Annotated in this window: 26 protein-coding genes; 25 read left to right on the top strand and 1 reads right to left on the bottom strand. The window is 72.9% G+C overall.

Annotation, left to right across the window (positions count from 1 at the left end; translation table 11 throughout):
• The first annotated feature begins 18 nt into the window (after positions 1 to 18).
• The 7 genes from MFF21_RS21955 to MFF21_RS21925 are packed head-to-tail and all read left to right on the top strand — an operon-like array spanning position 19 to position 3,023.
• Positions 19 to 360: a head-tail adaptor protein gene (locus MFF21_RS21955; RefSeq protein ID WP_238314126.1), complete on the top strand. Its 342-nt coding sequence runs from the start codon at positions 19 to 21 to the stop codon at positions 358 to 360.
• Positions 357 to 767 carry a DUF3168 domain-containing protein gene (locus MFF21_RS21950; RefSeq protein WP_238314124.1) on the top strand — a complete coding sequence of 137 codons (411 nt, stop codon included), beginning with the start codon at positions 357 to 359 and terminating at the stop codon, positions 765 to 767. Before MFF21_RS21955 ends, MFF21_RS21950 begins: the two co-directional genes overlap by 4 nt.
• Before the next feature lie 10 nt (positions 768 to 777).
• Positions 778 to 1,188: a phage major tail protein, TP901-1 family gene (locus MFF21_RS21945; RefSeq protein ID WP_238314122.1), complete on the top strand. Its 411-nt coding sequence runs from the start codon at positions 778 to 780 to the stop codon at positions 1,186 to 1,188.
• 3 nt (positions 1,189 to 1,191) lie between these two features.
• The gene (locus tag MFF21_RS21940; RefSeq protein ID WP_238314120.1) at positions 1,192 to 1,521 is read left to right on the top strand and encodes a gene transfer agent family protein; all 330 of its coding nucleotides are present in this window, start codon (positions 1,192 to 1,194) and stop codon (positions 1,519 to 1,521) included.
• Positions 1,518 to 1,736 carry a phage tail assembly chaperone gene (locus MFF21_RS21935; RefSeq protein WP_283206552.1) on the top strand — a complete coding sequence of 73 codons (219 nt, stop codon included), beginning with the start codon at positions 1,518 to 1,520 and terminating at the stop codon, positions 1,734 to 1,736. Before MFF21_RS21940 ends, MFF21_RS21935 begins: the two co-directional genes overlap by 4 nt.
• Before the next feature lie 12 nt (positions 1,737 to 1,748).
• Positions 1,749 to 2,378, top strand: a complete 630-nt coding sequence (locus tag MFF21_RS21930) for a phage tail tape measure protein (protein WP_238314118.1) — start codon at positions 1,749 to 1,751, stop codon at positions 2,376 to 2,378.
• 9 nt (positions 2,379 to 2,387) lie between these two features.
• On the top strand, positions 2,388 to 3,023 hold the full coding sequence (locus MFF21_RS21925; RefSeq protein WP_238314117.1) for a DUF2460 domain-containing protein: 636 nt from the start codon (positions 2,388 to 2,390) through the stop codon (positions 3,021 to 3,023).
• 482 nt (positions 3,024 to 3,505) lie between these two features.
• Here MFF21_RS21925 and MFF21_RS21920 read toward each other — a convergent pair whose 3' ends face one another.
• Positions 3,506 to 3,976, bottom strand: a complete 471-nt coding sequence (locus MFF21_RS21920) for a host-nuclease inhibitor Gam family protein (RefSeq protein WP_238314116.1) — start codon at positions 3,974 to 3,976, stop codon at positions 3,506 to 3,508.
• A 214-nt stretch (positions 3,977 to 4,190) separates the two neighbouring features.
• Here MFF21_RS21920 and MFF21_RS21915 point away from each other — a divergent pair, with 214 nt between their 5' ends.
• From MFF21_RS21915 to MFF21_RS21830, 18 genes are all read left to right on the top strand, one after another.
• On the top strand, positions 4,191 to 5,084 hold the full coding sequence (locus tag MFF21_RS21915) for a phage/gene transfer agent baseplate hub protein (protein WP_238314114.1): 894 nt from the start codon (positions 4,191 to 4,193) through the stop codon (positions 5,082 to 5,084).
• Between the two features lie 56 nt (positions 5,085 to 5,140).
• Positions 5,141 to 5,611, top strand: a complete 471-nt coding sequence (locus MFF21_RS21910) for a C40 family peptidase (RefSeq protein ID WP_238314112.1) — start codon at positions 5,141 to 5,143, stop codon at positions 5,609 to 5,611.
• A complete protein-coding gene (locus tag MFF21_RS21905; RefSeq protein WP_238314110.1) occupies positions 5,608 to 9,501 on the top strand; it encodes a baseplate multidomain protein megatron in 3,894 nt (1,297 codons plus the stop codon). Before MFF21_RS21910 ends, MFF21_RS21905 begins: the two co-directional genes overlap by 4 nt.
• Positions 9,502 to 9,543: 42 nt before the next feature.
• A complete protein-coding gene (locus MFF21_RS21900) occupies positions 9,544 to 11,064 on the top strand; it encodes a DUF2793 domain-containing protein (RefSeq protein WP_283206551.1) in 1,521 nt (506 codons plus the stop codon).
• Positions 11,065 to 11,101: 37 nt separating this feature from the next.
• Entirely contained in the window at positions 11,102 to 11,689 is a 588-nt protein-coding gene (locus tag MFF21_RS21895) for a lysozyme (protein WP_238314108.1), read from the top strand.
• Between the two features lie 26 nt (positions 11,690 to 11,715).
• Positions 11,716 to 12,222, top strand: coding sequence for a hypothetical protein (locus MFF21_RS21890; protein WP_238314106.1), 507 nt, complete (start codon positions 11,716 to 11,718; stop codon positions 12,220 to 12,222).
• A 39-nt stretch (positions 12,223 to 12,261) separates the two neighbouring features.
• The gene (locus MFF21_RS21885; RefSeq protein ID WP_238314104.1) at positions 12,262 to 12,615 is read left to right on the top strand and encodes a hypothetical protein; all 354 of its coding nucleotides are present in this window, start codon (positions 12,262 to 12,264) and stop codon (positions 12,613 to 12,615) included.
• A gap of 33 nt (positions 12,616 to 12,648) precedes the next feature.
• Complete coding sequence (locus MFF21_RS21880) at positions 12,649 to 12,867, top strand: hypothetical protein (RefSeq protein ID WP_238314102.1); 219 nt, start codon at positions 12,649 to 12,651, stop codon at positions 12,865 to 12,867.
• A gap of 73 nt (positions 12,868 to 12,940) precedes the next feature.
• Complete coding sequence (locus MFF21_RS21875; protein ID WP_238314100.1) at positions 12,941 to 13,318, top strand: PepSY domain-containing protein; 378 nt, start codon at positions 12,941 to 12,943, stop codon at positions 13,316 to 13,318.
• A 43-nt stretch (positions 13,319 to 13,361) separates the two neighbouring features.
• Positions 13,362 to 14,039, top strand: coding sequence for a response regulator transcription factor (locus MFF21_RS21870; protein WP_238314098.1), 678 nt, complete (start codon positions 13,362 to 13,364; stop codon positions 14,037 to 14,039).
• Between the two features lie 99 nt (positions 14,040 to 14,138).
• A complete protein-coding gene (locus tag MFF21_RS21865) occupies positions 14,139 to 14,348 on the top strand; it encodes a hypothetical protein (protein ID WP_238314095.1) in 210 nt (69 codons plus the stop codon).
• Positions 14,314 to 14,781, top strand: coding sequence for a DUF2335 domain-containing protein (locus tag MFF21_RS21860; protein ID WP_238314093.1), 468 nt, complete (start codon positions 14,314 to 14,316; stop codon positions 14,779 to 14,781). Before MFF21_RS21865 ends, MFF21_RS21860 begins: the two co-directional genes overlap by 35 nt.
• The gene (locus tag MFF21_RS21855) at positions 14,778 to 16,193 is read left to right on the top strand and encodes an ATP-binding protein (protein ID WP_238314091.1); all 1,416 of its coding nucleotides are present in this window, start codon (positions 14,778 to 14,780) and stop codon (positions 16,191 to 16,193) included. Before MFF21_RS21860 ends, MFF21_RS21855 begins: the two co-directional genes overlap by 4 nt.
• A 220-nt stretch (positions 16,194 to 16,413) precedes the next feature.
• On the top strand, positions 16,414 to 17,913 hold the full coding sequence (gene ccmI / locus MFF21_RS21850) for a c-type cytochrome biogenesis protein CcmI (protein ID WP_238314090.1): 1,500 nt from the start codon (positions 16,414 to 16,416) through the stop codon (positions 17,911 to 17,913).
• A gap of 146 nt (positions 17,914 to 18,059) precedes the next feature.
• Positions 18,060 to 18,566, top strand: coding sequence for a cytochrome c maturation protein CcmE (gene ccmE / locus MFF21_RS21845; protein ID WP_238314079.1), 507 nt, complete (start codon positions 18,060 to 18,062; stop codon positions 18,564 to 18,566).
• Positions 18,567 to 18,597: 31 nt separating this feature from the next.
• Positions 18,598 to 20,598, top strand: coding sequence for a heme lyase CcmF/NrfE family subunit (locus MFF21_RS21840; protein ID WP_238314076.1), 2,001 nt, complete (start codon positions 18,598 to 18,600; stop codon positions 20,596 to 20,598).
• The gene (locus MFF21_RS21835; RefSeq protein ID WP_238314074.1) at positions 20,595 to 21,062 is read left to right on the top strand and encodes a cytochrome c-type biogenesis protein; all 468 of its coding nucleotides are present in this window, start codon (positions 20,595 to 20,597) and stop codon (positions 21,060 to 21,062) included. Before MFF21_RS21840 ends, MFF21_RS21835 begins: the two co-directional genes overlap by 4 nt.
• Before the next feature lie 228 nt (positions 21,063 to 21,290).
• Positions 21,291 to 21,644 carry a hypothetical protein gene (locus MFF21_RS21830; RefSeq protein WP_238314073.1) on the top strand — a complete coding sequence of 118 codons (354 nt, stop codon included), beginning with the start codon at positions 21,291 to 21,293 and terminating at the stop codon, positions 21,642 to 21,644.
• The last annotated feature ends 57 nt before the right edge of the window (positions 21,645 to 21,701 follow it).

The following is a 21,701-nucleotide window of genomic DNA, read 5'->3' as shown; positions in this document are numbered from 1 at the left end:
CCACCAGGAACCCCGACCATGACGCAGGTGCCCATCGGCGCGCGGCGGCGACGCTTCGTGCTCGAACAGCCCGTGGACACGCCGGACGGCTTCGGCGGGCGGATCCGCCGCTACGAGGCCGGCCCGGTCCTGTGGGGGGCGATGCAGGCGCTCGGCGCCGAGACGCAGATCCGCGGCGGCCGGGCCGACCGCATCGGCACCCACCGCATCGCCTTGCGCTTCCGCGCCGGCATCACGCCGGCCATGCGCCTCTCCGCCGGGCCGCGCCGTTTCGCGATCCGCAGCGCGGAGGATCCGGACGGGCGGGGCTGCGACCTCGTCTGCCTGGTCGAGGAGATCCTGCCGGAGGCGTTGCCGTGAGCCCGCTCCTCGCCCTGCGCGGCGCGATCCTCGCGCGCCTCTCCGGCGATACCGCCCTCGCCGCCCTCATGGGGGGCCAGGTCCGGCTCTACGACGAGCCGCCCCGGGGCGCCGCCCCCGTCTATGCCGTGTTCGGCCCCGCGGAGGCGCGCGACGATTCCGTCGACGGGGCACGGCGCCATCGCCACGCCCTCGACCTCGTGATCCATGGCCGGCCCGGCTCCGCCCGCAGCGCCCTGGAGGCGGCCGAGGCCGTCGCGGCCCGCCTCGAAACGGGCGCGCCCGCGCCGCAGGGCCATGCCCTCGTCAGCTTCCGCATCGCCCGGACCAGCGCCGCCCGCGACGCCGCCACCGGCGAGACGCGGGCGGTGCTCGCCTTCGAAGCCGTCACCGAAACCATCGCCTGAAGGGGATCCCATGAGCGCACAGAAGGGCAAGGACCTGCTGCTGCGGGCCGGCAACGGCAGCGGCGGCTTCGTGGCGGTGGCGGGCCTGCGCGCCCGGCAGATCGCCTTCAACGCGGAGAGCGTGGACGTGACCAACGCCGATTCCGCCGGGCGCTGGCGCGAATTGCTCGCGGGCGCCGGGGTGCGGCGCGCCTCCGTGACCGGGGCGGGCGTCTTCCGCGACGAGGCCTCGGACCTGCGCCTGCGCGCCCTGTTCTTCGACGGGGCGATCGAGACCTTCCAGGTGGTGGTGCCGGCCTTCGGCACGATCGAGGGGCCGTTCCAGGTCACGAGCCTCGAATACCGCGGCGACCATGCCGGCGAGGTCACCTACGACATGACCCTCGAATCCGCCGGCGCCCTCGCCTTCACGGCGGCCTGAGCCATGGCGAACCGCAGACGGGGCGAGGTGCCCCTGGTGCTCGGCCACGAGCGCTACACCCTGTGCCTCACGCTGGGCGCCCTGGCCGAGTTGGAGGAGGCCTTCCAGGCGGCGGATGCGGTGGCGCTGGCCGGGCGCCTCGCGGAGGGGCGCCTGCGCAGCCGGGACCTGATCACCCTGCTCGGCGCCGCCCTGCGCGGGGGCGGCCACGCCCTGGACGACCGGGCCGTGGCCGCCCTGCCCCTGGCGAGCGGGTTGGACGCGATCGTGCGGGCGCTGGGCGAAGCGGTGGAGGCCGCCTTCGGCACGGCGGAGGACGCCCCCCGCCCTTGAGCCCCACGGGAGGGGCGGCGGCGGAGGCGCAGGCCTTCGCCTTCCCGTGGGACGCCGCGATGGCCCTCGCCCTCAACCGCCTCGGCTGGACGCCCGCCGCCTTCTGGGCAGCGACGCCGCGGGAACTCGCCGCCGCGGCCGGGCCGCGGCCCGCCCCCGCCGCGACCCGGGCCGATCTCGACCGGCTCGTCGCCGCCCATCCCGATCCCTGCTGACGAGGACGCCGCATGGCCGAAGACGATGCCACCCGCAGCGACGCGGAGCGCGTGAAGAGCCTCGAATCCCTCGACAGGCTCGCCCGCAGCTTCGGCCGCTCCCTGACCCAGGCCCTGACGAGCTCCCTCAGCGCGGGACGCCAGCTCGACAGCGTGCTCGACACCCTCTCGACCCGGCTCGCCGGCCTCGCCCTCCGGGCCGCCGCGGTGCCGGTGAGGCGGAGCGTGGCCAACCTCGTCACGCAGGTGCTCGGCCGCTTCTCCGGCGCCGACGAGGCGCTGGCCCGGGGCGGGGTGATCGAGAACGGCCGGGTCTCGGCCTACGCCAAGGGAGCCGCCTTCCCGGGCGGGATCGCCTCCGGCCGGGTCCAGCCCTTCGCGGCCGGCGGAATCGTGGCCGCGCCGACCTATTTCCCCCTCGCCAACGGCACCGGGCTGATGGGCGAGGCCGGGCCGGAGGCGGTGATGCCCCTCCGCCGGGGCAGCGACGGCCGCCTGGGCGTCGCCGCCTCCGGGGGCGAGCGCCCGGTCGCAGTCACCGTCAACATCAGCACGCCGGATGCGGAGAGCTTCCGCCGTTCGGAGGCGCAGGTGGCGGCCACCCTCGCCCGGGCCGTCGCCCGCGGCCGGCGCGCGCTGTGAGGACGCGTCATGGCCGACGACTTCCACGAGGTGCGCTTCCCCCTCGACGTGGCGCTGAAGGGCAGCGGCGGCCCGAGCCGGCTCACCGAGATCGTGACCCTGGCTTCGGGCCGGGAGCACCGCAACAGCCGCTGGGCGGATTCGCGCCGGCGCTACGATGCCGGGCTCGGCATCCGCACCCTGGACGCCCTGCACGCGGTGCTCGGCTTCTTCGAGGCGCGGCGGGGCCGGCTCTACGGCTTCCGCTACCGCGACCGGGTGGACCACCGCTCCGGCCCGCCGAGCGCGCCGGTCACGCCCCTCGACCAGCGGATCGGCACGGGGGACGGCAGCACGAAGGGCTTTTCCCTGGTGAAGACCTATGGCGACGGGCCGCTCCCCTACCTGCGCCCGATCCGAAAGCCGGTGGCGGGCAGCGTGCGGGTCGCGGTGAACGGAGTCGAGCGCGCGGCCTCCGCCTTCGCCTGCGACCCGGCCACCGGCCTCGTCGTCTTCACGGCGGCGCCCCCGAGCGGCGCGGCGATCACCGCCGGCTACGAGTTCGACGTGCCGGTCCGCTTCGACACCGACGACCTGACCATCGATCTCGCCGCCTTCACCGCGGGGGAGATCCCGCGGGTGCCGCTGATCGAGGTTGTGCTATAGTAAATACTTCTATTATTTTATTGAACTATATTATTTATATTAATAAAATTGGTCAAGACTATTTATACTAGTCTCGACCAAATAATATTAGAATGGCAGAGGCGACGCCCCTTGATGTACGAGACCTCTTACAATTTTTGACACAGTACCGCCATTAACGCAAAAGTGAAAAGCTGTGCGAGATTGGCTCCAGCCCAACACTAAGACGGCGTGCAAAATATAGCATGCTGTCTGACGACTACAGGGAAACTCGGCAGGCATGACATATCCTCCGCAAGTGCGCGGTATGGTGGGATGCTGCCGGCTTGAAAATTCGTCCCTGAGATGCGACGTTGAACGTGTGGCTGCGCATCAGGGACTTCCGAACCGGAAGCGTTCGTGATGTGTGGTTCTGGCCGAGCCGGCGCTCCCTCTGAACCAGGGAGTGTCCGGCTCGACTATTTCTCTCTCGGGTTGAACCTACCCCGGAGAGCAACCTTTTTTCATTTAAATACTCCCTCGACTCGCGAAGCGCCAGAAACTAACAAATCAGGCTTCGATGGCACCGAATAAGTACTGTCATCATACTCTTGAAGACGTCCACTACGGACCAGATTTAGAAGTGTCGCATGAACAACTCTACCACCGCCATCGTCCACTGAAAAATACCCAGCTTTAACGGCAGAAATTCGAAGATCTTCCTTTGAGATACGGCCAATCTTCCGAGTCTGCTGAATTAAAAAACTTGATAACGACTCAATTGGAGTAGAGGCGGATGGCTTTTCGCCCAATTTCCTTTGTTGAATGATAAGCAAATTATTGATAACTTGGCGCTCTTCCTCAAGAGGATCAGTCCGCTCAGCGTATGCCCGATCAATCTCTTCTTTCTGGCGATTATATGCTTGAATCGCCTCTCGCATCTCCGACTCAATTTCGGCGATTCGCTCTCTAAGTTCTGATCGCAAATCCCGCATCAGACGCTCCTCTGCGACAGCAAACCTAGTGCCAATCGGAAGACTGAACAAGCCCATTGCTATCGCGAACCACCAGATTCTTCTCATATAAGAACATAACGTGAACAATAGCAGCCCGAGAATGGGCCGCTTCCTCTGCAGTGCTCTAAGTTCACAAATGCAAGACGCTGGACCTTCGTTGAGGTCTTTTCCCCACTAAGCCGGAAGTAGTTGCATGCGCGCCCTTCCTCCCGACCTCGCCGCGCGGCTCGCCGGCGGGGCGACGACCCTGTGCCATTGCTGGCGGCTGCTGCGCCGGGACGGGCTCGCCCTCGGCTTCACCGACCACGACCGCGACCTCGCCTTCGACGGCACCGCCTTCGCCGCCCGCACGGGGCTGGAGGCGGCGGAGGCGAGCGCCGAGCTCGGCTTCGCCGTGGGCGGGGGCGAGGTGGCCGGGGCGCTCAGCGCCGCGGCGATCGCGGAAGCCGACGTCGCCGCCGGGCTCTATGACGGGGCCTCCGTCGAGACCTGGCTCGTCGACTGGCGCGCCCCCGAGGCCCGGCTGCTGCTCGATCGCGCCGAGATCGGGGAGATCCGGCGGGCGGGGACCGCCTTCGTGGCGGAGCTGCGCGGGCCGATGCACCGGCTCGACGCGGAATCCGGCCGCACCTTCCGGGCAGCCTGCGACGCCGCCCTCGGGGAGGCCCGCTGCGGGGTGGACCTGACGGATCCGCGCTACCGCGGCACCGGCACGGTCGCGGAGATCGCGTCCGCGACGCGGCTGCGGGTGAGCCTGGCCGCTGCCGTCGCGGAGGGCTGGTTCGGCGGCGGGCGCCTCGCCTGGGAGACGGGCGCCAATGCCGGGCTCTCCGCCGACATCCGCACCCAGGCGGGGACGGGGACCGAGATCCTGCTGGAGCTCTGGCAGGCCCCGGCGCGCACGGTGGCCGCCGGCGACGCCGTCACCCTGACCGCGGGCTGCGACAAGGCCTTCGCCACCTGCCGCGAAAAGTTCGCCAACGGGCTCAACTTCCAGGGCTTCCCGCACATGCCCGGCAACGACTTCGTGCTGCGCCCCGCCCCGAGCGGCGGCCCCGGCCTCGACGGCGGCAGCCTGTTCCGCTGAGGCGGCCGAACGCCCACCCGACCCGTCGTTCCGTCCCGTCGCGCGGAGGATCGCCCATGCCGCCCGCTTCCCCGCGCCTGCGCGAAAGAATCGTCGCCGCCGCGCGCGGCTGGATCGGCACGCCCTACCGGCACCAGGCCTGCCTGAAGGGGGTCGGCTGCGACTGCCTCGGCCTCGTGCGCGGAGTCTGGGCCGAGATCCACGGCGCCGAGCCGGAGGTGCCGCCGCCCTATCCCGCCGGCTGGGCCGAGGCCGTGCCCGGCGGGCGCGACCTGCTGGCCGAGGCGGCGCGGCGCCACCTGATCCCGATTCCCGCGGGGCCGGGCTACCGGCCGACGCCCGGCGACGTGCTGCTCTTCGCCTTCCGGGCGCATCTGCCGGCCAAGCACTGCGCCATCGCCACCGGCCCGGAGGCGATGGTGCATGCCCAGGACGGCGCCGCAGTCACCGAGATCGCCTTCACCCCCTGGTGGCGCCGGCACCTCGCGGCCGCCTTCCGCTTTCCCGACCGGGAGGAGCCGCGATGACCACGCTGGTCCTGCAGGCGGCGGGCTCCGCCATCGGCGCGGCCCTCGGCGGCCCGATCGGGGCCGGGATCGGGCAGGTGCTCGGCGCGGCGGCCGGCGGGGCGCTCGACCGCGCCCTGTTCGGCCCCGGCGCCCCCGGCCCCCGCTTCGTCGAGGGGCCGCGGCTCACCGACCTCGCCGGCCTGACCTCGACCGAGGGCGATCCCATTCCCCGCCTCTACGGCCGCGCCCGCCTCGGCGGCACCCTGATCTGGGCGACGCGGCCCCTCGAGACCGCCAACACCACGGTGACGCGCACGCAGTCCGGCTCGAAGGGCGGGGGCGGCCGCAAGGTCGTGACCACCGCCTACAGCTATTCCGTCAGCCTCGCGGTCGGGCTCTGCGCCGGGGAGATCGCCCTGGTGCGCCGGATCTGGGCGGACGGCACCGAGCTCGACCTGACCCGGCTGAGCTACCGCGTGCATCGCGGCGGGCCGGACCAGATGCCGGACCCGCTGATCGTCGCCAAGGAGGGGGCGGAGAACGCCCCGGCCTATCGCGGGCTCGCCTATGTGGTGTTCGAGAACCTAGCCCTGGCCGAGTTCGGCAACCGCATCCCGCAATTCGCCTTCGAGGTGATCCGCCCCGTGGCCGGTTTGGCCAGCCACCTGCGGGCGGTCTGCCTGATCCCCGGCGCGACGGAATTCGGGCTCGACCCACGCCCCGTCACCGAGGATGCCGGGTTCGGGGCGACCAAGCCGGCCAACCGCTTCCAGCTCCAGGGGGCGAGCGACGTGGTCGCCTCCCTCGACGCCCTGCAGGCGCTCTGCCCGAAGCTCGAGGCGGTGTCGGTGGTGGTCAGCTGGTTCGGCGACGACCTGCGGGCGGGCGCCTGCACCCTGACGCCGCGGGTGGATTCGACGCGCAAGGCCACCTTCGGCGCGGCCTGGAGCGTCGCCGGCCTGACGCGTGCCACCGCCCGGGCCGTCTCGACGCGGCCCGGAGGCGGGCCGGCCTATGGCGGCACGCCGGACGACGCGTCCCTCGAACGCCTCGTCGCGGAGCTGACGCGGCGCGGGCTCAAGGTGGTGCTCTACCCCTTCGTGATGATGGACGTGCCCGCCGGCAACGCCCTGCCCGACCCACAGGCGCCGGACCAGCCGCAGCCGGCCTATCCCTGGCGGGGGCGCATCACCTGCCATCCCGCCCCCGGGGCGCCGGGCAGCGTCGACGGAACGGCGGCCGCCGCCGAGCAGGTCGCCGCTTTCTTCGACGGGGCGGAGGGCTATCGCCGGATGGTCCTGCACTATGCCGACCGTGCCGCCGCCTGGGGGCTTTCCGGCTTCGTGATCGGCAGCGAGTTCGTCGGGCTGACCCGGGTGCGCGGCCCCGGCGGCGCCTATCCGGCGGTCGCCGCCTTCCGCCGACTCGCCCAGGACGTGCGGGCACGGCTGGGATCGTCGGTGATGCTCGTCTACGCCGCCGACTGGACCGAGTACGGCGCCCATATCCGCGACGACGGGGCGAGCCTGCGCTTCCCCCTCGACCCGCTCTTCGCCGACCCGGCCCTCGACGCGGTCGGCATCGACTACTACCCGCCGATCACCGACTGGCGCGACGGCACGGCGCATCGCGACGCCGCCGAGGCGTCGGAGATCTACGACCGCGCCTATCTGAAGGGCCGGCTCGGATCGGGGGAGGCCTTCGACTGGTTCTATGCCAGCGCCGCCGACCGGGCGGCCCAGATCCGCACCCCGATCACGGACGGGGCCTATGGCCGGCCCTGGACCTACCGGGCCAAGGACCTCGTCTCCTGGTGGTCGAACCCGCATGTCGAGCGGGAGAACGGGGTGGAGACGGGCGCCACCGCCTGGGTGCCCGGGAGCAAGCCGATCTGGCTCACCGAGATCGGCATCCCCGCCGTCGACCGGGGCAGCAACGGCCCGAACGCCTTCCCGGACGCCAAGTCCTCCGAGAACGCCCTGCCGCCCTTCTCGCGGGGATTCCGCGACGACCTGATCCAGGCCCGGGGCCTGGAGGCGATCCTCGCCCGCTTCGATCCCGCCATGGCGGGCTTCGAGGCGGCCCACAATCCGGAGGCCGCCGCCTTCCCCGGCCGCATGGTGGATCCGGCACGCCTCTTCGCCTGGTGCTGGGATGCGCGGCCCTTCCCCGCCTTCCCGGATTTCGACGGCGTCTGGGCGGATGCGGAGAACTGGCGCAGCGGCCACTGGCTCACGGGCCGGATCGAGGGGATGGAGCTCGACCGGCTGATCGCGGCGATCCTGGCCGATTTCGGCCAGGCGGGCGGGCTCGATTGCGAGGCGGCGGGCTTCCTCGACGGCTACGTGATCGACCGGCCGCTCTCCGCCCGCGGCGCCCTCGAACCCCTCGTCCAGCTCTTCGGCCTCGACGTGCGCGCGGGCGCCGGCACCCTGACCATCCGCGGCCCCGGCCGCGCCGCCGCGCTGACGCTCCGGGCCGACGACCTCGTGCGCCCGCGCGACGGGGAGGCGCCGCTTCGCTTCGTGCGGGCGCAGGAGAGCGAGCTGCCCCGCTCGGTCGCGGTCGCCTTCACCGATTCCGAGAACCCGGACTACCGGCGCGCCACCGCCGCCGCCCTGCGCCCGGGCGGCCAGCGCCGCCGGGAGAGCCGCCTCGACACGGCCGTAGTGACGCGGCGGGCGAGCGCGCAGGATCTGGCGGAGGCAGTGCTGGAGACCGCCCTGGCCGGCCGCGACAGCGCGAGCCTGACGCTCAGCCCCCGGCAGATCGCGGCGGAGCCGGGGGACCGCCTGATCCTGCCCCAAGAATCCGGAGGCGGCCTCTACCGGATCGAGCGGATCGCGGATTCGGCCGCGGGGCGGCGGATCGAGGCGCGGGCGGTGCCGCCGGCCTCCGACAGCCCCGCCGCCGCGTCCGGGACCGCGCCGCCGCGGCGCACGCCGCCCGCCCTGCCGGGGCCGCCCTTCGCCGTCGCCCTCGACCTGCCGATCGCCCAGGGCACGCCGCCCGCCCTGCAATACGTGGCGGTGGCCGCCGATCCCTGGCCCGGCCGGGTCGCACTCTGGCGGTCGGAGGGCGAGGGCGCCGGCCTCGCCCTGCAGCGCCTGATCGAGCATCCGGCCTGCCTCGGGGAAACGCTGACGGCACTGCCGCCCGGCCCGCTCTGGCGCTTCGACCGCGGGGCCGGCTTCGAGGTCGCCCTGCGCCATGCCGAGGGGTTCGCGGCGATCCCGGAAGCCGAGGCCCTCGGCGGCGGCAACCTGTTCGCCCTGCGGGCCCCGGACGGCACGGTCGAGATCCTCGCGGCCGCCGGGGTGGCGCTGATCGGCGCGGGCCGCTGGCGGCTGTCCCGGCTGCTGCGGGGGCTCGCCGGCAGCGAGGCCGCCGCGGCGCGGACCGCCCCCGCCGGCAGCCTGCTCGTGCGTCTCGACGACGGGGCCGTGCAGCCCCTGGTGGAGCGCCTGGACGAGGCCGGACGGGCCTTCCGCTACCGGGCGGTGCCCGCCGAGCGCGATCCCGCCGATCCGGCCTCCACCGGCTTCGAGGCGAGCGCCGGCCTCCTGGCCTACCGGCCCCTGTCTCCGGTGCATCTGCGGGCGCGGCGGGAGGCGGAGGGCGTGCGGCTCTCCTGGATCCGCCGCGCGCTGCGCGACGCCGATGCCTGGGAGGCCGCCGAGATCCCCCTCGACGCGCCGGAGCGCTACCGCGTCACGATCCTGGGCGCGGATGGCAGCGCCCTGCGCAGCTTCGAGACGGACGAAGCGAGCGCCCTCTACGCCCAGGCGCAGGAGAGCGCCGATTTCGGCGGCCCGCAGGACACGCTGACCGTTTCGGTGGCGCAGCTCGGCGCCGTGACCGGCCCCGGCCCGGCGACACAGGCGCGCCTGCCGGTGCGCATGGCCTGAACGGCCGCCTCTTCCCGAAGCCCCTCGACGACGGAGCCCCGCATGGCAGAGACCGAGAACCTGCGCCTGCCGCTGCTCGCGGCGGGGCAGGCCCAGAAGCACGTCACCCACAACGAGGCGCTCGCCGACCTCGACGCGCTGGTGCAGCTCGCCTGCCTCGACAAGGACCTCGCGGCGCCGCCCGCCGCGCCGAACGAGGGGGACCGCTACCTCGTCCTCGCGGCGAACCCGACCGGGGCCTGGAGCGGCCTGTCGGGGCAGGTCGCCGCCTTCCGCGACGGCGTCTGGACGGGCTACGCACCCCGGCCGGGCTGGTGCGCCTTCCTCCTCGACGAGGGCGCCCTCTACGCCTTCACCGGCTCCGCCTGGATCGACCTGCGCAGCACGATCGCCGGGCTGCAGAACCTCGCTCTTCTCGGGATCGGCACGCAGGCGGATGCGCAGAATCCCTTCGCGGCCCGCCTCAACAAGGCCCTCTGGACCGCCAGGCCCGCCGCCGAGGGCGGCAGCGGGGATCTGCGCTACGCCCTCAACAAGGAGGGGGCCGCCAATGTCCTGTCCCTCCTGCTCCAGAGCGCCTTCTCGGGCCGGGCGGAAATCGGGCTCGTCGGCAGCGACGACCTGAGCCTCCGGGTCAGCGCCGACGGAAGTGCCTGGTCGACCGCCTTCAGCGTCGACCGGAGCAGCGGCCTCGTCAGCTTCGAGCGCGGCGCCCTGCGCACGGAGGTGACGGCCCTCACCGGCTCCGGCACCTGGGAGAGGCCCGCCTGGGCGCGTATGGTGACGATCTTCGCCATGGGTGGCGGAGGCGGGGGCGGCGCGGGGCGCCGCGGCGCCGCCGGCACGGTCCGGGCCGGAGGCGGGGGCGGCGGCGCGGGCGCCCTGGTCGTGGAGGAATTCCTCGCCGACGACCTTCCGGCGACGCTCGCCATCACGATCGGCGCCGGCGGGGCCGGCGCACCGGCCCAGACCGCGGATTCGACCAATGGCAGCGGCGGCACGGCCGGGAGCAACACCACGGTCGCCAACGGCTCCGTCATCCTGCTGACGGCCCTGGGCGGGGGCGCCGGCGGCGCAGGCGCCACGGCGGCGGCCGGCGGCGGCACGGGCGGAGGCGGCTTGAGCGCGCTGGCCGTGGGCAGCGGCGGCACCGGCTCCGCGGGCGCCGCCGCCGGCGGAGCCGGCGGAAACGGTCTCCAGGGCAGCGGCGGCGGCGGGGGTGGCGGCGGCATCTCCGCGAGCGAGGCCGCGACCGCCGGCGGCCCGAGCGGACAGGGCTACATCCTCGGCAATGCGGGACGGCGGGCCGTCACCGCCGCAGGAGGCGCCGTCGGGCTCGGCGGCAACAACGGGGCGGCCAAGGCCTGGATCCGCGGAGGTGCGAGCGGCGGCGGCGGCGGCGGGGCCGGACCGGCCAACGGCTCGGGCTCCGGCGGTGCCGGCGGCAATGGCGGCCTTCCCGGCGGCGGCGGGGGCGGGGGTGGGGGCGCCAGCAACGGCGCGGCCTCCGGCCCGGGGGGCGCCGGTGGCCGCGGCGAGGTCTGGATCCTGTGCCGGGGCTGAGGACCGTCTCGTCCCTCGACCATCGCCGGAGATTTCCATGGAGCTCAGCCCCATCGGCCGCGCCGTGCTCGTCGCCCGCGAGGGACGCCGGCTCGAGGCCTATCGCGATTCCGCCGGCATCTGGACGATCGGCGTCGGCCACACCGCCGCCGCGGGGCCACCCGTCGTCGTGCCGGGCCTGACCATCACGGCGCAGGCATGCGACGCGCTCTTCGCCCGGGACGTGGCCCGCTACGCCCGGACAGTGCGCGAGGCCCTCGCCGGATCCCCGGGCGAGGACCTGCCGCAGAACGCCTTCGACGCCCTCGTCTCCCTCTGCTTCAACATCGGACCCACCGCCTTCCTGCGCTCCACCGTGCTGCGGCGCCTGCGGGACGGCGATCGCGACGGCGCGGCGCAGGCGATCCTGATGTGGGACCGGCCGGCCGCACTGATCCCCCGCCGCCAAGGCGAACACGACCAGTTCCGCACGCCCTACGCTACTGCCCTGCCCCGTGCCCGCCGCGACGACCGGCAGCCGGTCGCATGGCCCGCGCAGGCGCCCCCCGCCGAGAGCCCGCCTCCGGGCGCCGCAGCGCGGCCCGGCTGGCTGCGCCGCGCCCTCGCCCGCCTCTTCCGCCGCTGACCCACACGCCGTTCGGAGACATCGCCATGACCGCACGAAACCGTCCCGCACGAACCCCTGCCGCCCTCCTCGCCCTGTCCGTCCTCGGCCTCGCCGGGGCCTGCAGCCCGGCCCGTGCCGCGGGCGCGGAGATCCTGCTGCCCTGGGGCGACGCCCTCACCGCCGGCCTGCAGGCGCTCGGCGGCATCGCGGCGCCCGCCCTGGCCGCGGCCGCCGCGGGGGCCGCGGCGCGGCTCGCCGGGCCGCTGCGCTTCCTCGTCACCAGCACCCTGGTCGAGCGCCTGGTGCGCAACGCCACGGATTACGCGCTCAACGCCGTGGCCGGGGCGGCGCGCGGGCGCACCCTCTCCGTGCCCCTCGGCTCCGCGGTGATCGCCCAGGCCGTGCAGCGCGCCCTCGATCAGGCCCCGGCCTGGCTGGTGCGGGCGGCCGGCGGCGAGACGGGCCTCGCCGAGAAGGTGTTCCGTAGCCTTCCGCTCGAAGCCGAGGCCACCCGCGCCAACACCCTCGCCCCGGCCCTCGCCCGCCCCTGAGGGCGGGCCGGGCCGCCCCGACGCCGCAGGAGGCCGCCCGTGGACCGGATCGCCATCGAGGCCGCGCGCCTGCTCCTGTCCGAGGCGGGCGCGGGCTGGATCGTCGCGGTGCTGCTCGGGCTCGCCTGCCTGCATCTCCACCGGGAGGGCACGCGCGCGGCGCAGGCCCGGATCGAGGAGGCGGGCAGCACCGCCACCGCCCTGGAACGGGCCTCCCAGACCAACGCCGCCGTGGCCTCGGCCCTGGAGGCCCGCAGCCGCGTGCTGGAGGAGCTGGCCCGGCTCGTCGGGGAGATCGCGCAGGGGGTCGACCGCAGCGACGGGCATGCCCGCGACCGTTTCGACGAGATCCTGCGGCGCCTGGCCGAGATCCAGGGGCGGGCGCGGCCGTGACGCCCCCCCCGTTTCACGACGATGGAGACGACGATGGGTCCCTTCGAGATCCCGCGCGGAATCCGCCGCCGGCGCGAGGCTGCCCGGTGCCTGGCGGCGCAGGGGCGCCTGCGCGCCGCGCAGCGCGCCTTCGAGAGCTCGCTCGGCGCCCTGCGCCTGGCGGCCCAGGACGCCCTCGAAGGCCAGGCCCTCGCCCGCCGCGCCCTGCAGGCGGTGCGGACGCGGATTGCGCCCGTGATCCTGCCCGAGTGAAGGCGCCTTCGTCGCACCGCGCAACCGACTCCATTCAGGGCGCATTCAGTGCCTGAACTCGACAGTGCCGCCCATGCGTCTCACCCTCGTCCTGCTGCTCGCCGTACCGGCCGTCGCGCTCCTCGCGACGGACGGCCTTGGGCCGCTCGCCGAGGAGACCGGCGCCGTCACCGCCGCGCAGCCGCAGATCCCCCGCGAACCCCTGAACAAGGGGGATGACTGCCTCTCGCCCGCCGACCTGCGCGAGGCGGTGGCGGACAAGCGCGTCGTCGCCCCCATTGCGGCGATCCGCGCGGCGCGGCAGGTGATTCCCCGAGCCGAGATCCAGCGCGCCACCCTCTGCCGGCACGACCAGGGCCTCGTCTACCTGCTCACCGCCCTGCGGCGGGACGGGCAGTTCGTGAAGGTGATGGTCGACGCCCAGTCCGGTCAGGTCGCGGGGCAGTGGTAGGGCCGGGGGTGGGGCGGCCCGCAACGGTTTCGAGGAGGTTCACGTGCGTCTGCTCGTCGTCGAGGACGACCGGGACATCAACCGGCAGGTCGTCAACGCCCTGGAGGAGGCCGGCTACGTCGCCGACAAGGCCTTCGACGGCGAGGAGGGCGGCTATCTCGGCGAGAACGAGCCCTATGACGCCATCATCCTCGACATGGGCCTGCCCAAGGCGGACGGCGTCACCGTGCTGCAGCGCTGGCGCCGGGCGGGCGTGAAGACGCCCGTCATCATCCTCACCGCCCGCGACCGCTGGTCGGACAAGGTCGACGGCTTCGATGCCGGGGCCGACGACTACGTGACCAAGCCCTTCCACATGGAGGAGCTGATGGCCCGGGTGCGCGCCCTGCTGCGCCGCGCCGCCGGCCACGCCACCAGCCAAATCGCCTGCGGCCCCGTGACCCTCGACACCCGCTCCGGCCGCGTCTTCGTCGACGGCAACCCGGTGAAGCTCACCAGCCACGAATACCGGCTGCTCTCCTACCTGATGCACCATACCGGCCGGGTCGTCTCCCGCGCCGAATTGACCGAGCATCTCTACGACCAGGATTTCGACCGGGATTCCAACACGATCGAGGTCTTCGTCGGTCGCCTGCGCAAGAAGCTCGCGGTGGACCTGATCCAGACCGTGCGCGGCCTCGGCTACCTGGTCGACCCGAACCAGCCGACCGGGCGGGGGTGAGCGGGGGTCATGTCCCTACGCAGGCCGCGCGTTTCATGGCATGGTCCGCAGCCTGCACCCGAGATGCAGCAACCGCGACCGCAAGGCAGAGAACCCTCGATGCCCTCAGATGAGCGCAAGACGCGCTTTGGCAGCTTCCTGGAAGGTCTTGGTGCCCTCGCGTCGATCTGGCCCGCACCGGAGGCACCGCTGCGCTATCCCCATCGCGACGAGGCCGAGGCCCTGCGCCTCGACGGGCTTCGGATCGGCAACGATATGCGCCGTGTGATCGTGCGTGAGCGGCTCCGTGCGGAAACCCCGGCGGTCTAGCTCGCCCGCGCGACAGCCGGGGCCGACCGACCAGGGCCGGACGAGCGAACCGAACGAATCCTCCGTCTTCCTGGAACACGGCGCGTTCTGGAAGGGTCCTCTCCCGCCACCGGCCATCCTGGAGGATTTTCAGCGTATCGTTCCAGATGCCCCGGAGCGCATCCTGCGGCAATGGGAGCTGGAGGCCGATCACCGCCGCGCCTACGAGCGAACGGCGCTTGATGCCACCGTACGGCGCGAGGCCCTCGGTCAGATCAGCGCGGTCCTGTTTGCCCTGACGGCGCTCGGGGTCTCCGCCTTCGCAATCTGGATGCATGAACCCTGGGTCGCCGCCACGATCGGTGGCGGCACCATCGTTTCCGTCGTGGGCGCCTTTCTTTACCGGCGTTCCGTCAAGCGGGTCGACACGCCCGCCCCTTTGCCACCGCCATGACCGACCGCCTCGCCTGGCTGCCCCTGCGCCGCCGTTCCATCGCGGTCCGCCTCGCGGTGTCCTCGCTCCTGTCGAGCACGGCGATCCTGGTGTTGGCCGCCTGGATCCTGACCACGCTCTACCGGGAGAACACCGAGCGCGGCTTCGACAGCCGGCTGCTCGTCTACGCCAACAACCTCGCGACCGACCTCGTCTCGCCCAACGATCCGGAGACGCGCTCCTTCGCGCTGGGCGACCCGCGCTTCGACCTGCCCCTGTCCGGCTGGTACTGGCAGGTCGGGCGGCCCGATGCGCGGCCACGGGACCTGCGCGGCTCGCGCTCCCTCGTCGGCGTGCCCCTCAAGGGGCCGGACCAGGCCGGCACGGCGACGATCGGGCAGATCCGCCAGGGCTACGGCCACGGCCAGGACGACCGGCTCCTGCGCATCGTCGAGCGCGACGTCGATCTCGGCCAGGAGGGTCGCTACACCGTGCGGGTGGCGGGACCGGCGGACGAGATCGTCAACGACGTCGACCGGTTCCGCTTCTCCCTCTTCGTCACCTTCGGCCTGCTCGGCTTCTCGCTGGCCGTGACGGCGCTCCTGCAGATCCGCTTCGGCCTCGCGCCGCTGACCAAGCTGCGCACGGCGCTCGGCGCCATCCGCCGCGGCGAGGCCGACCGCATCGACGGCGAGTATCCCCGCGACATCGCCCCCCTGGCGGGCGAGATCAACCTGCTGATCGAGACCAACCGCGAGATCCTGGAGCGGGCGCGCACCCAGGTCGGCAACCTCGCCCATGCCCTCAAGACGCCACTCTCGATCATCGTGAACGAGGTCGGCGGCGGCGAGGCGCCCCCCGAGCTCGCCGACAAGATCCGCGAGCAGGCCGCGGTGATGCGCGACCAGGTGAACTATCACCTCGACCGGGCCCGGGCCGCGGCGCTCGCCGGCACGCTGGGCGCCTCGACGGAAGTCGAACCGGCGCTGGCCGGCCTGGTGCGCACCTTCGGCAAGATCTACCGCGACAAGGACATCGCCTACGAGGTGCAGGTCCCGCCGGGCCTGCGCTTCCGCGGCGAGCGTCAGGATTTCGAGGAGATGGTCGGCAACCTCGTCGACAACGCCTCGAAATGGGCGAACGGCCGGGTGGCGATCTCGGCCGCCGCGGTCGGCGAGCAGGATTTTCCACATCTGATCGTCGCGGTGGAGGATGACGGTCCGGGCCTGCCCGAAGCGGACCTCACCGCCGTGCTCAAGCGCGGGCGCCGCCTCGACGAGACCAAGCCCGGCTCCGGCCTCGGCCTGTCCATCGTCGCCGACCTCGCCGCGCTCTATCGCGGCCGCTTCCGCCTGGAGCAGGCGGCGATCGGCGGGCTGCGCGCCGTGCTGGAAGTGCCGGGCGACGCCCCGGCCGGGGCGGCCCAGCGATAGGGCGGCCCCGCCCCGGAGCGACATCGCGCGCGGCCCCGGCGCGGTTACGTTCGGCCTCGTCCGTGCTAAGGCGCGGCGGCTCGCGGTCAAGCGGGCCATGGGCGGCGGGCCGTCAGGCACCCGATGCTCGGGACGGGACGAGGGGAGCTGTCGACTTGCCGCGGATCCACGATCCGGTGCGGGGCGCTGGCCGCGAAGCCCCGGCACTCTGTAAGGTTCAATGACGGCGATCTGGTTCATCCTGGCGTTCATGACCGGCGCGGCCGTGCTCGCGCTGCTCTGGCCGCTCACGCGCCGTCCGAAGCCGCAGGCCCAGGCCGGCGAGCCGGAGGGGCTCGCGACGCAGACCGGCTTCTACGAGGACCAGCTCGCCGAGATCGAGCGCGACCTCGCCCGCGGGCTGATCGCCCCGGCGGAGGCCGAATCGGCGCGGGCGGAGGCCGCCCGGCGCCTGCTGCGGGCGAGCCGCGAGGAAGCCGCCGACCATCGGGACGGCCCGCATCTCGCCGAACCCCATCTGCGCCAGCGCCGGGCCGCGGCGGCCTTCGCCCTCTCGACCGTGCCGCTGGTGGCCCTCGTCGTCTACGGGCTCTACGGCTCGCCCAACATGCCCTCGCAGACCGAGGCCGACCGCAAGGCCGCCCAGGCCGGCGGCCAGGACCTGATGAAGGCGATCGGCCAGATCGAGGCGCGCCTCGCGAGCCATCCCGACGACGCCCGCGGCTGGGAGGTGCTGGCCCCGGTCTACATGCGGCTCGGCCGCTTCGACGAGGCCGCCCGCGCCTTCGCCGCCGTGGCCCGCCTGAAGGGCGAGAACGCCACGATCCTGTCGGATTGGGGCGAGGCCCTGGTCGCGGCCAATGACGGCAACGTGCCGCCGGAGGCGCGCACGCTGTTCGACCGGGCGGTCGCCGCCGATCCCAAGGCGCCCAAGCCGCAATTCTACCTCGCCCGGGCCGACGAGCTGGCGGGCAACCTCGACGGCGCTATCCGCCGCCTGGCGGCGCTCGAAGCCCAGGGTCCAGCCGACGCCTCCTGGATGGGCGGCGTGCGCGACAGCCTCGCCCGGCTGAAGGCCGAGGCCGGCAAGCCGGCGGGGGAGACGAAGCCCGCGCCCGACACGAAGCCGGACGCACCGGCCGCCGGCCCCGCGGCCAATCTCCAGGCGCTGCCCCCCTCCCAGCGCATGGATGCGATCCGCGGCATGGTCGAGGGGCTCGACCGGCGCCTCGCCAAGCAGGGCGGCACGCCGGAGGAATGGGCGCGTCTGGTGCGCTCCTACGGGGCGCTCGACCAGCCGGACAAGGCACGCGAGGCGCTGGAGCGGGGCCGGGCCGCCCTGTCCGGCGACACGGCGGCCCGGGAGAGCCTGGAGGCGCAGGTCGCCGGACTCGGGCTGTCCCAGGTTCAGCCGCCGCGGAGCGAACCCCCGCCCGGGCCGGCCCGCATCGACCCGGAGGCCGCGGCGGCGATGCGCGCCATGCCCGAGGCCGATCGCGAGAAGATGATCCGGGACATGGTGGCGGGTCTCGACCGGCGCCTCTCGGCCAAGGGCGGCAGCGTCGACGAGTGGATGCGGCTCGTGCGCTCCTACAACGCGCTGGGCGACCGCCCGGCCGCGACCCAGACGCTCGACCGGGCGAAGATGGCCCTTGCCGCCGACAGGGGCGCCGCCGAACGCCTCGACGCCCTCGCCCGCGAGCTCGACCTCAAGCCCTGAGGCCTCCGCAATCGTCCCCACCCTGACAATCGGTCCCGGCCGCGCACCTTGATTTCGCGGGGCGGTCGGCCGAAACCCGACCTTATCATCGTTCGAAAACACGATCGCACCCGCGGCGCGGCAGCGATCCGGGGCGGAATCGCGAAGTGACCCGCAAGAGCCGACGTCTGATCCTGATCGCCTCCTGCGGGGCCGTGCTCGCCCTCGCCCTCGGGCTGATCCTCTCCGCCATGAGCGGGTCGATCGTCTTCTTCCGGGCCCCGGCCGAGGTCGCGGCCCAGGGCGTGGCGCCGGGCACCCGTTTCCGCCTCGGCGGCCTCGTCGAGGAGGGCTCCCTCAAGCGCGGGTCGAACCAGAGCGTGGATTTCTCGGTGACCGACACCAAGGCGAGCGTGCCGGTGCATTACCAGGGCCTGCTGCCGGACCTGTTCCGGGAGGGACAGGGCGTGGTGGCCGAGGGCACCCTCGATGCCGGCGGCATCTTCCGCGCCGACACCGTGCTCGCCAAGCACGACGAGAAATACATGCCCCGCGAGGTCGCCGACGCGCTGAAGGCGCAGGGCCGCTGGCAGGAAGGCGGGGAGAAGGGCGCCGCGCCCGCCGCGCCGCAGGCGGAGACGGGCGCCCCCATCGGCAAGCGCAGCGAGCGGTGATGGCCCGGAACCGGAAGAAGGAGACCCGCCGATGCTGGTAGAGGTCGGCCATTTCGCGCTGGCGCTGGCGCTGGCGCTCTCGCTGGTCCAGGCGGTGCTGCCGGTCTGGGCGGCCCGCTCCGGCGACGCGGCCCTGCGCGAGGCGACGGTGCCCGCGGCCCTGGGCGTGTTCGCCGCGATCCTGTTCGCCTACGCGGCGCTGACCTATGCCCACGCCACGTCCGACTTCTCGGTCCAGAACGTGGTCGAGAACTCGCACACCCTCAAGCCCTTCATCTACAAGCTCAGCGGCGTCTGGGGGAACCACGAGGGCTCGATGCTGCTCTGGGTCCTCATCCTCGCCCTGTTCGGGGCGATGGTGGCGGTGGCGCGCAACGCGGTGCCGCCGACCCTGCGGGCCAACACCCTCGGGGTGCAGGCCACGATCACCTTCGTGTTCGTGCTGTTCATCATCACCACCTCGAACCCCTTCACCCGGGTGGCGCCGGCGCCGATGGAGGGCAACGACCTCAACCCGCTCCTGCAGGATGCCGGCCTCGCGATCCATCCGCCGCTGCTCTATCTCGGCTATGTCGGCTTCTCGATCAGCTTCGCCTTCGCCATCGCCGCGCTGATCGATGGCCGGATCGACGCCGTCTGGGCCCGGGCCGTGCGCCCCTGGACGCTCGCCGCCTGGAGCTTCCTGACGCTCGGCATCGCCATGGGCTCCTACTGGGCCTATTACGAGCTCGGCTGGGGCGGCTGGTGGTTCTGGGATCCGGTCGAGAACGCCTCGCTAATGCCCTGGATCGCGGGCACCGCCCTGGTCCACTCCACCGTGGTGATGGAGAAGCGCGACGCCCTGAAGGTCTGGACCGTCCTTCTGGCGATCCTCACATTCTCCCTGTCGCTGCTCGGCACCTTCATCGTGCGCTCCGGGCTGCTCACCTCGGTGCACACCTTCGCCACCGACCCGACCCGCGGCACCTTCATCCTGGCGATCTTGGTGCTGTTCATCGGCGGCTCGCTGACGCTGTTCGCCTGGCGCGCGCCGATGCTGCGCCAGGGCGGCCTGTTCGCGCCGATCTCCCGCGAGGGGTCGCTGGTGCTCAACAACCTGTTCCTGGTCGCCGCCTGCGCCACGGTGCTGGTGGGCACCCTCTACCCGCTGCTCCTCGAGATGCTGACGGGGGAAAAGATCTCGGTCGGCCCCCCCTTCTTCAACTGGACCTTCGTGCCTCTGGCGATCCCGCTCCTGGTGATCGTGCCCTTCGGGCAGACGCTCGCCTGGAAGCGCGGCGACGTGGCCGCGGCCTCCCAGCGCCTGATGCTGGCCTTCGGCCTCGCCCTGGTGGCCGGGCTCGCCACCCTGGCGCTGACCTGGGGCGGCCCGGTGATGGCCCCGGTCGGGATCGGGATCGGCGCCTATCTCGTGATCGGCTCGGCCCTCGAGATCGCCAACCGCGCCCGCGGCTACGGGGCCTCGCGCAGCCGGGGCGTGGCCACGGTCTGGCGGCGGGCGATCGGCCTGCCACGCTCCGCCTGGGGCACGGCGCTTGCCCATGCCGGCGTCGGCGTGGTGGTGATCGGGATCGCCGCCCAGGGCTGGGCCAAGGAAGGGCTCGCCACGCTCACTCCCGGCGAGACGCTGGCGACCGGGCCCTATGTCGCCACCCTCGACCGGGTCGGCCCGCGCTCGGGCGAGAATTACGAGGAGACGACCGCCTTCCTCACCCTGCGCACACGGGAGGGGGACAGGGTCGGCACCGTGGAGACCGGCAAGCGCTTCTATCCCTCCCGCCGCATGACCGTGACGGAATCGGGCCTGAAGACCGTCGGCTTCAGCCAGATCTATGCGAGCCTGGGGGAAGTCGTGCCCGGGGGCGGGATCGGTCTGCGGCTCTACTACAAGCCGCTCGTACTGCTGATCTGGCTCGGCGCCGTGGTGATGGCGCTCGGCGGCGCCCTCTCGCTGACCGACCGGCGCATGCGGGTCGGCGCCCCGGCGCGGGCCAAGGCCAAGCTGCCGCCCCACGCGGTGCCGGCGGAATGAGACGGCCGCTTCTCGCCGCCGGGCTGCTGCTGGCGCTCGGCCTCGCCGCCGCACAGGCCGTCCAGCCGGACGAGGTGATGAAGGACCCGGCGCTCGAGGCCCGGGCCCGCCACATCTCCGAGGGACTGCGCTGCCTCGTCTGCCAGAACCAGTCGATCGACGATTCCGACGCGCCGCTCGCCAAGGACCTGCGCCTGCTCGTGCGGGAGCGCCTCAGGGAAGGCGACGACGACAAACAGGTCGTCGATTACGTGGTCGGCCGCTACGGCGAGTTCGTGCTGCTGCGCCCGGTCTTCGCCTGGCACACCCTGCTGCTCTGGCTGACGCCGCTGCTCGCGGTGCTCCTCGGCGGGCTGGGGATCTGGAACCTGTCGCGGCGGCGCGCACCGGCGGGACGCAACGCGACGTTGTCGCCCGCCGAACAGGCCGAGGTCGAGGCCTTGCTGCGGCGCAAAAACGGCTGATCACGCGTCAAACGCGATTTTTTGAAAGGGCGCGTTTCAAGACCAATCCATGCGCTGAACGACTGATTTCGTGCGGTTTGGCACAGCGCCATGCATTGATTGCATTTGTGCGGCGCATTCAGAGCCCTTCGCAGCGCACAACGCCTGGGGCATATCGGGGTCTCCCGGTGCAACCGGCTTTCCGTACGGGCGCTCCCGGCGGACAGTAACCGCACAGGACCTCACGACATGCGCACCCTTTCCTACGCGCTCGCCGCGGCGGCGATGACGGCGGCCGTTTCCACGGCCGCGCCGGCCTCCGCCGCCGACTGGAAGCCCGCCACCCCGAAGCGGATCGAGCTCGGCAGCTTCCGCGGCATGGCCTATTACACGGTCGAGAAGGACGGCTACCGCGTGGTGACGACCCTCGCCGCGCTCAACACCAACGCCGACCACCCGCAGGTCATCCGCCTCGTCACCACCCTGAAGGGCGACCAGACGGTGAACCTCTCCGTGCCCGGCACCCTCGGCGCCGATGGCAGCGAGACGACCATCGCCTTCACCCGCAGCGGCGACGTGGTCGAGGTCGCCTCGGCCGAATAAGCCGTCCGCTCTTCGTCCGACAGGAGCCCGTCCGCGCCGCCCGGTGCGGGCGGGCTC

The sequence above is a fragment of the Methylobacterium organophilum genome (assembly GCF_022179465.1).
GTDB lineage: Bacteria > Pseudomonadota > Alphaproteobacteria > Rhizobiales > Beijerinckiaceae > Methylobacterium > Methylobacterium organophilum.
Note: the sequence above shows the minus strand (reverse complement) of the source record. Positions and strands in the feature narration are given on the sequence as shown.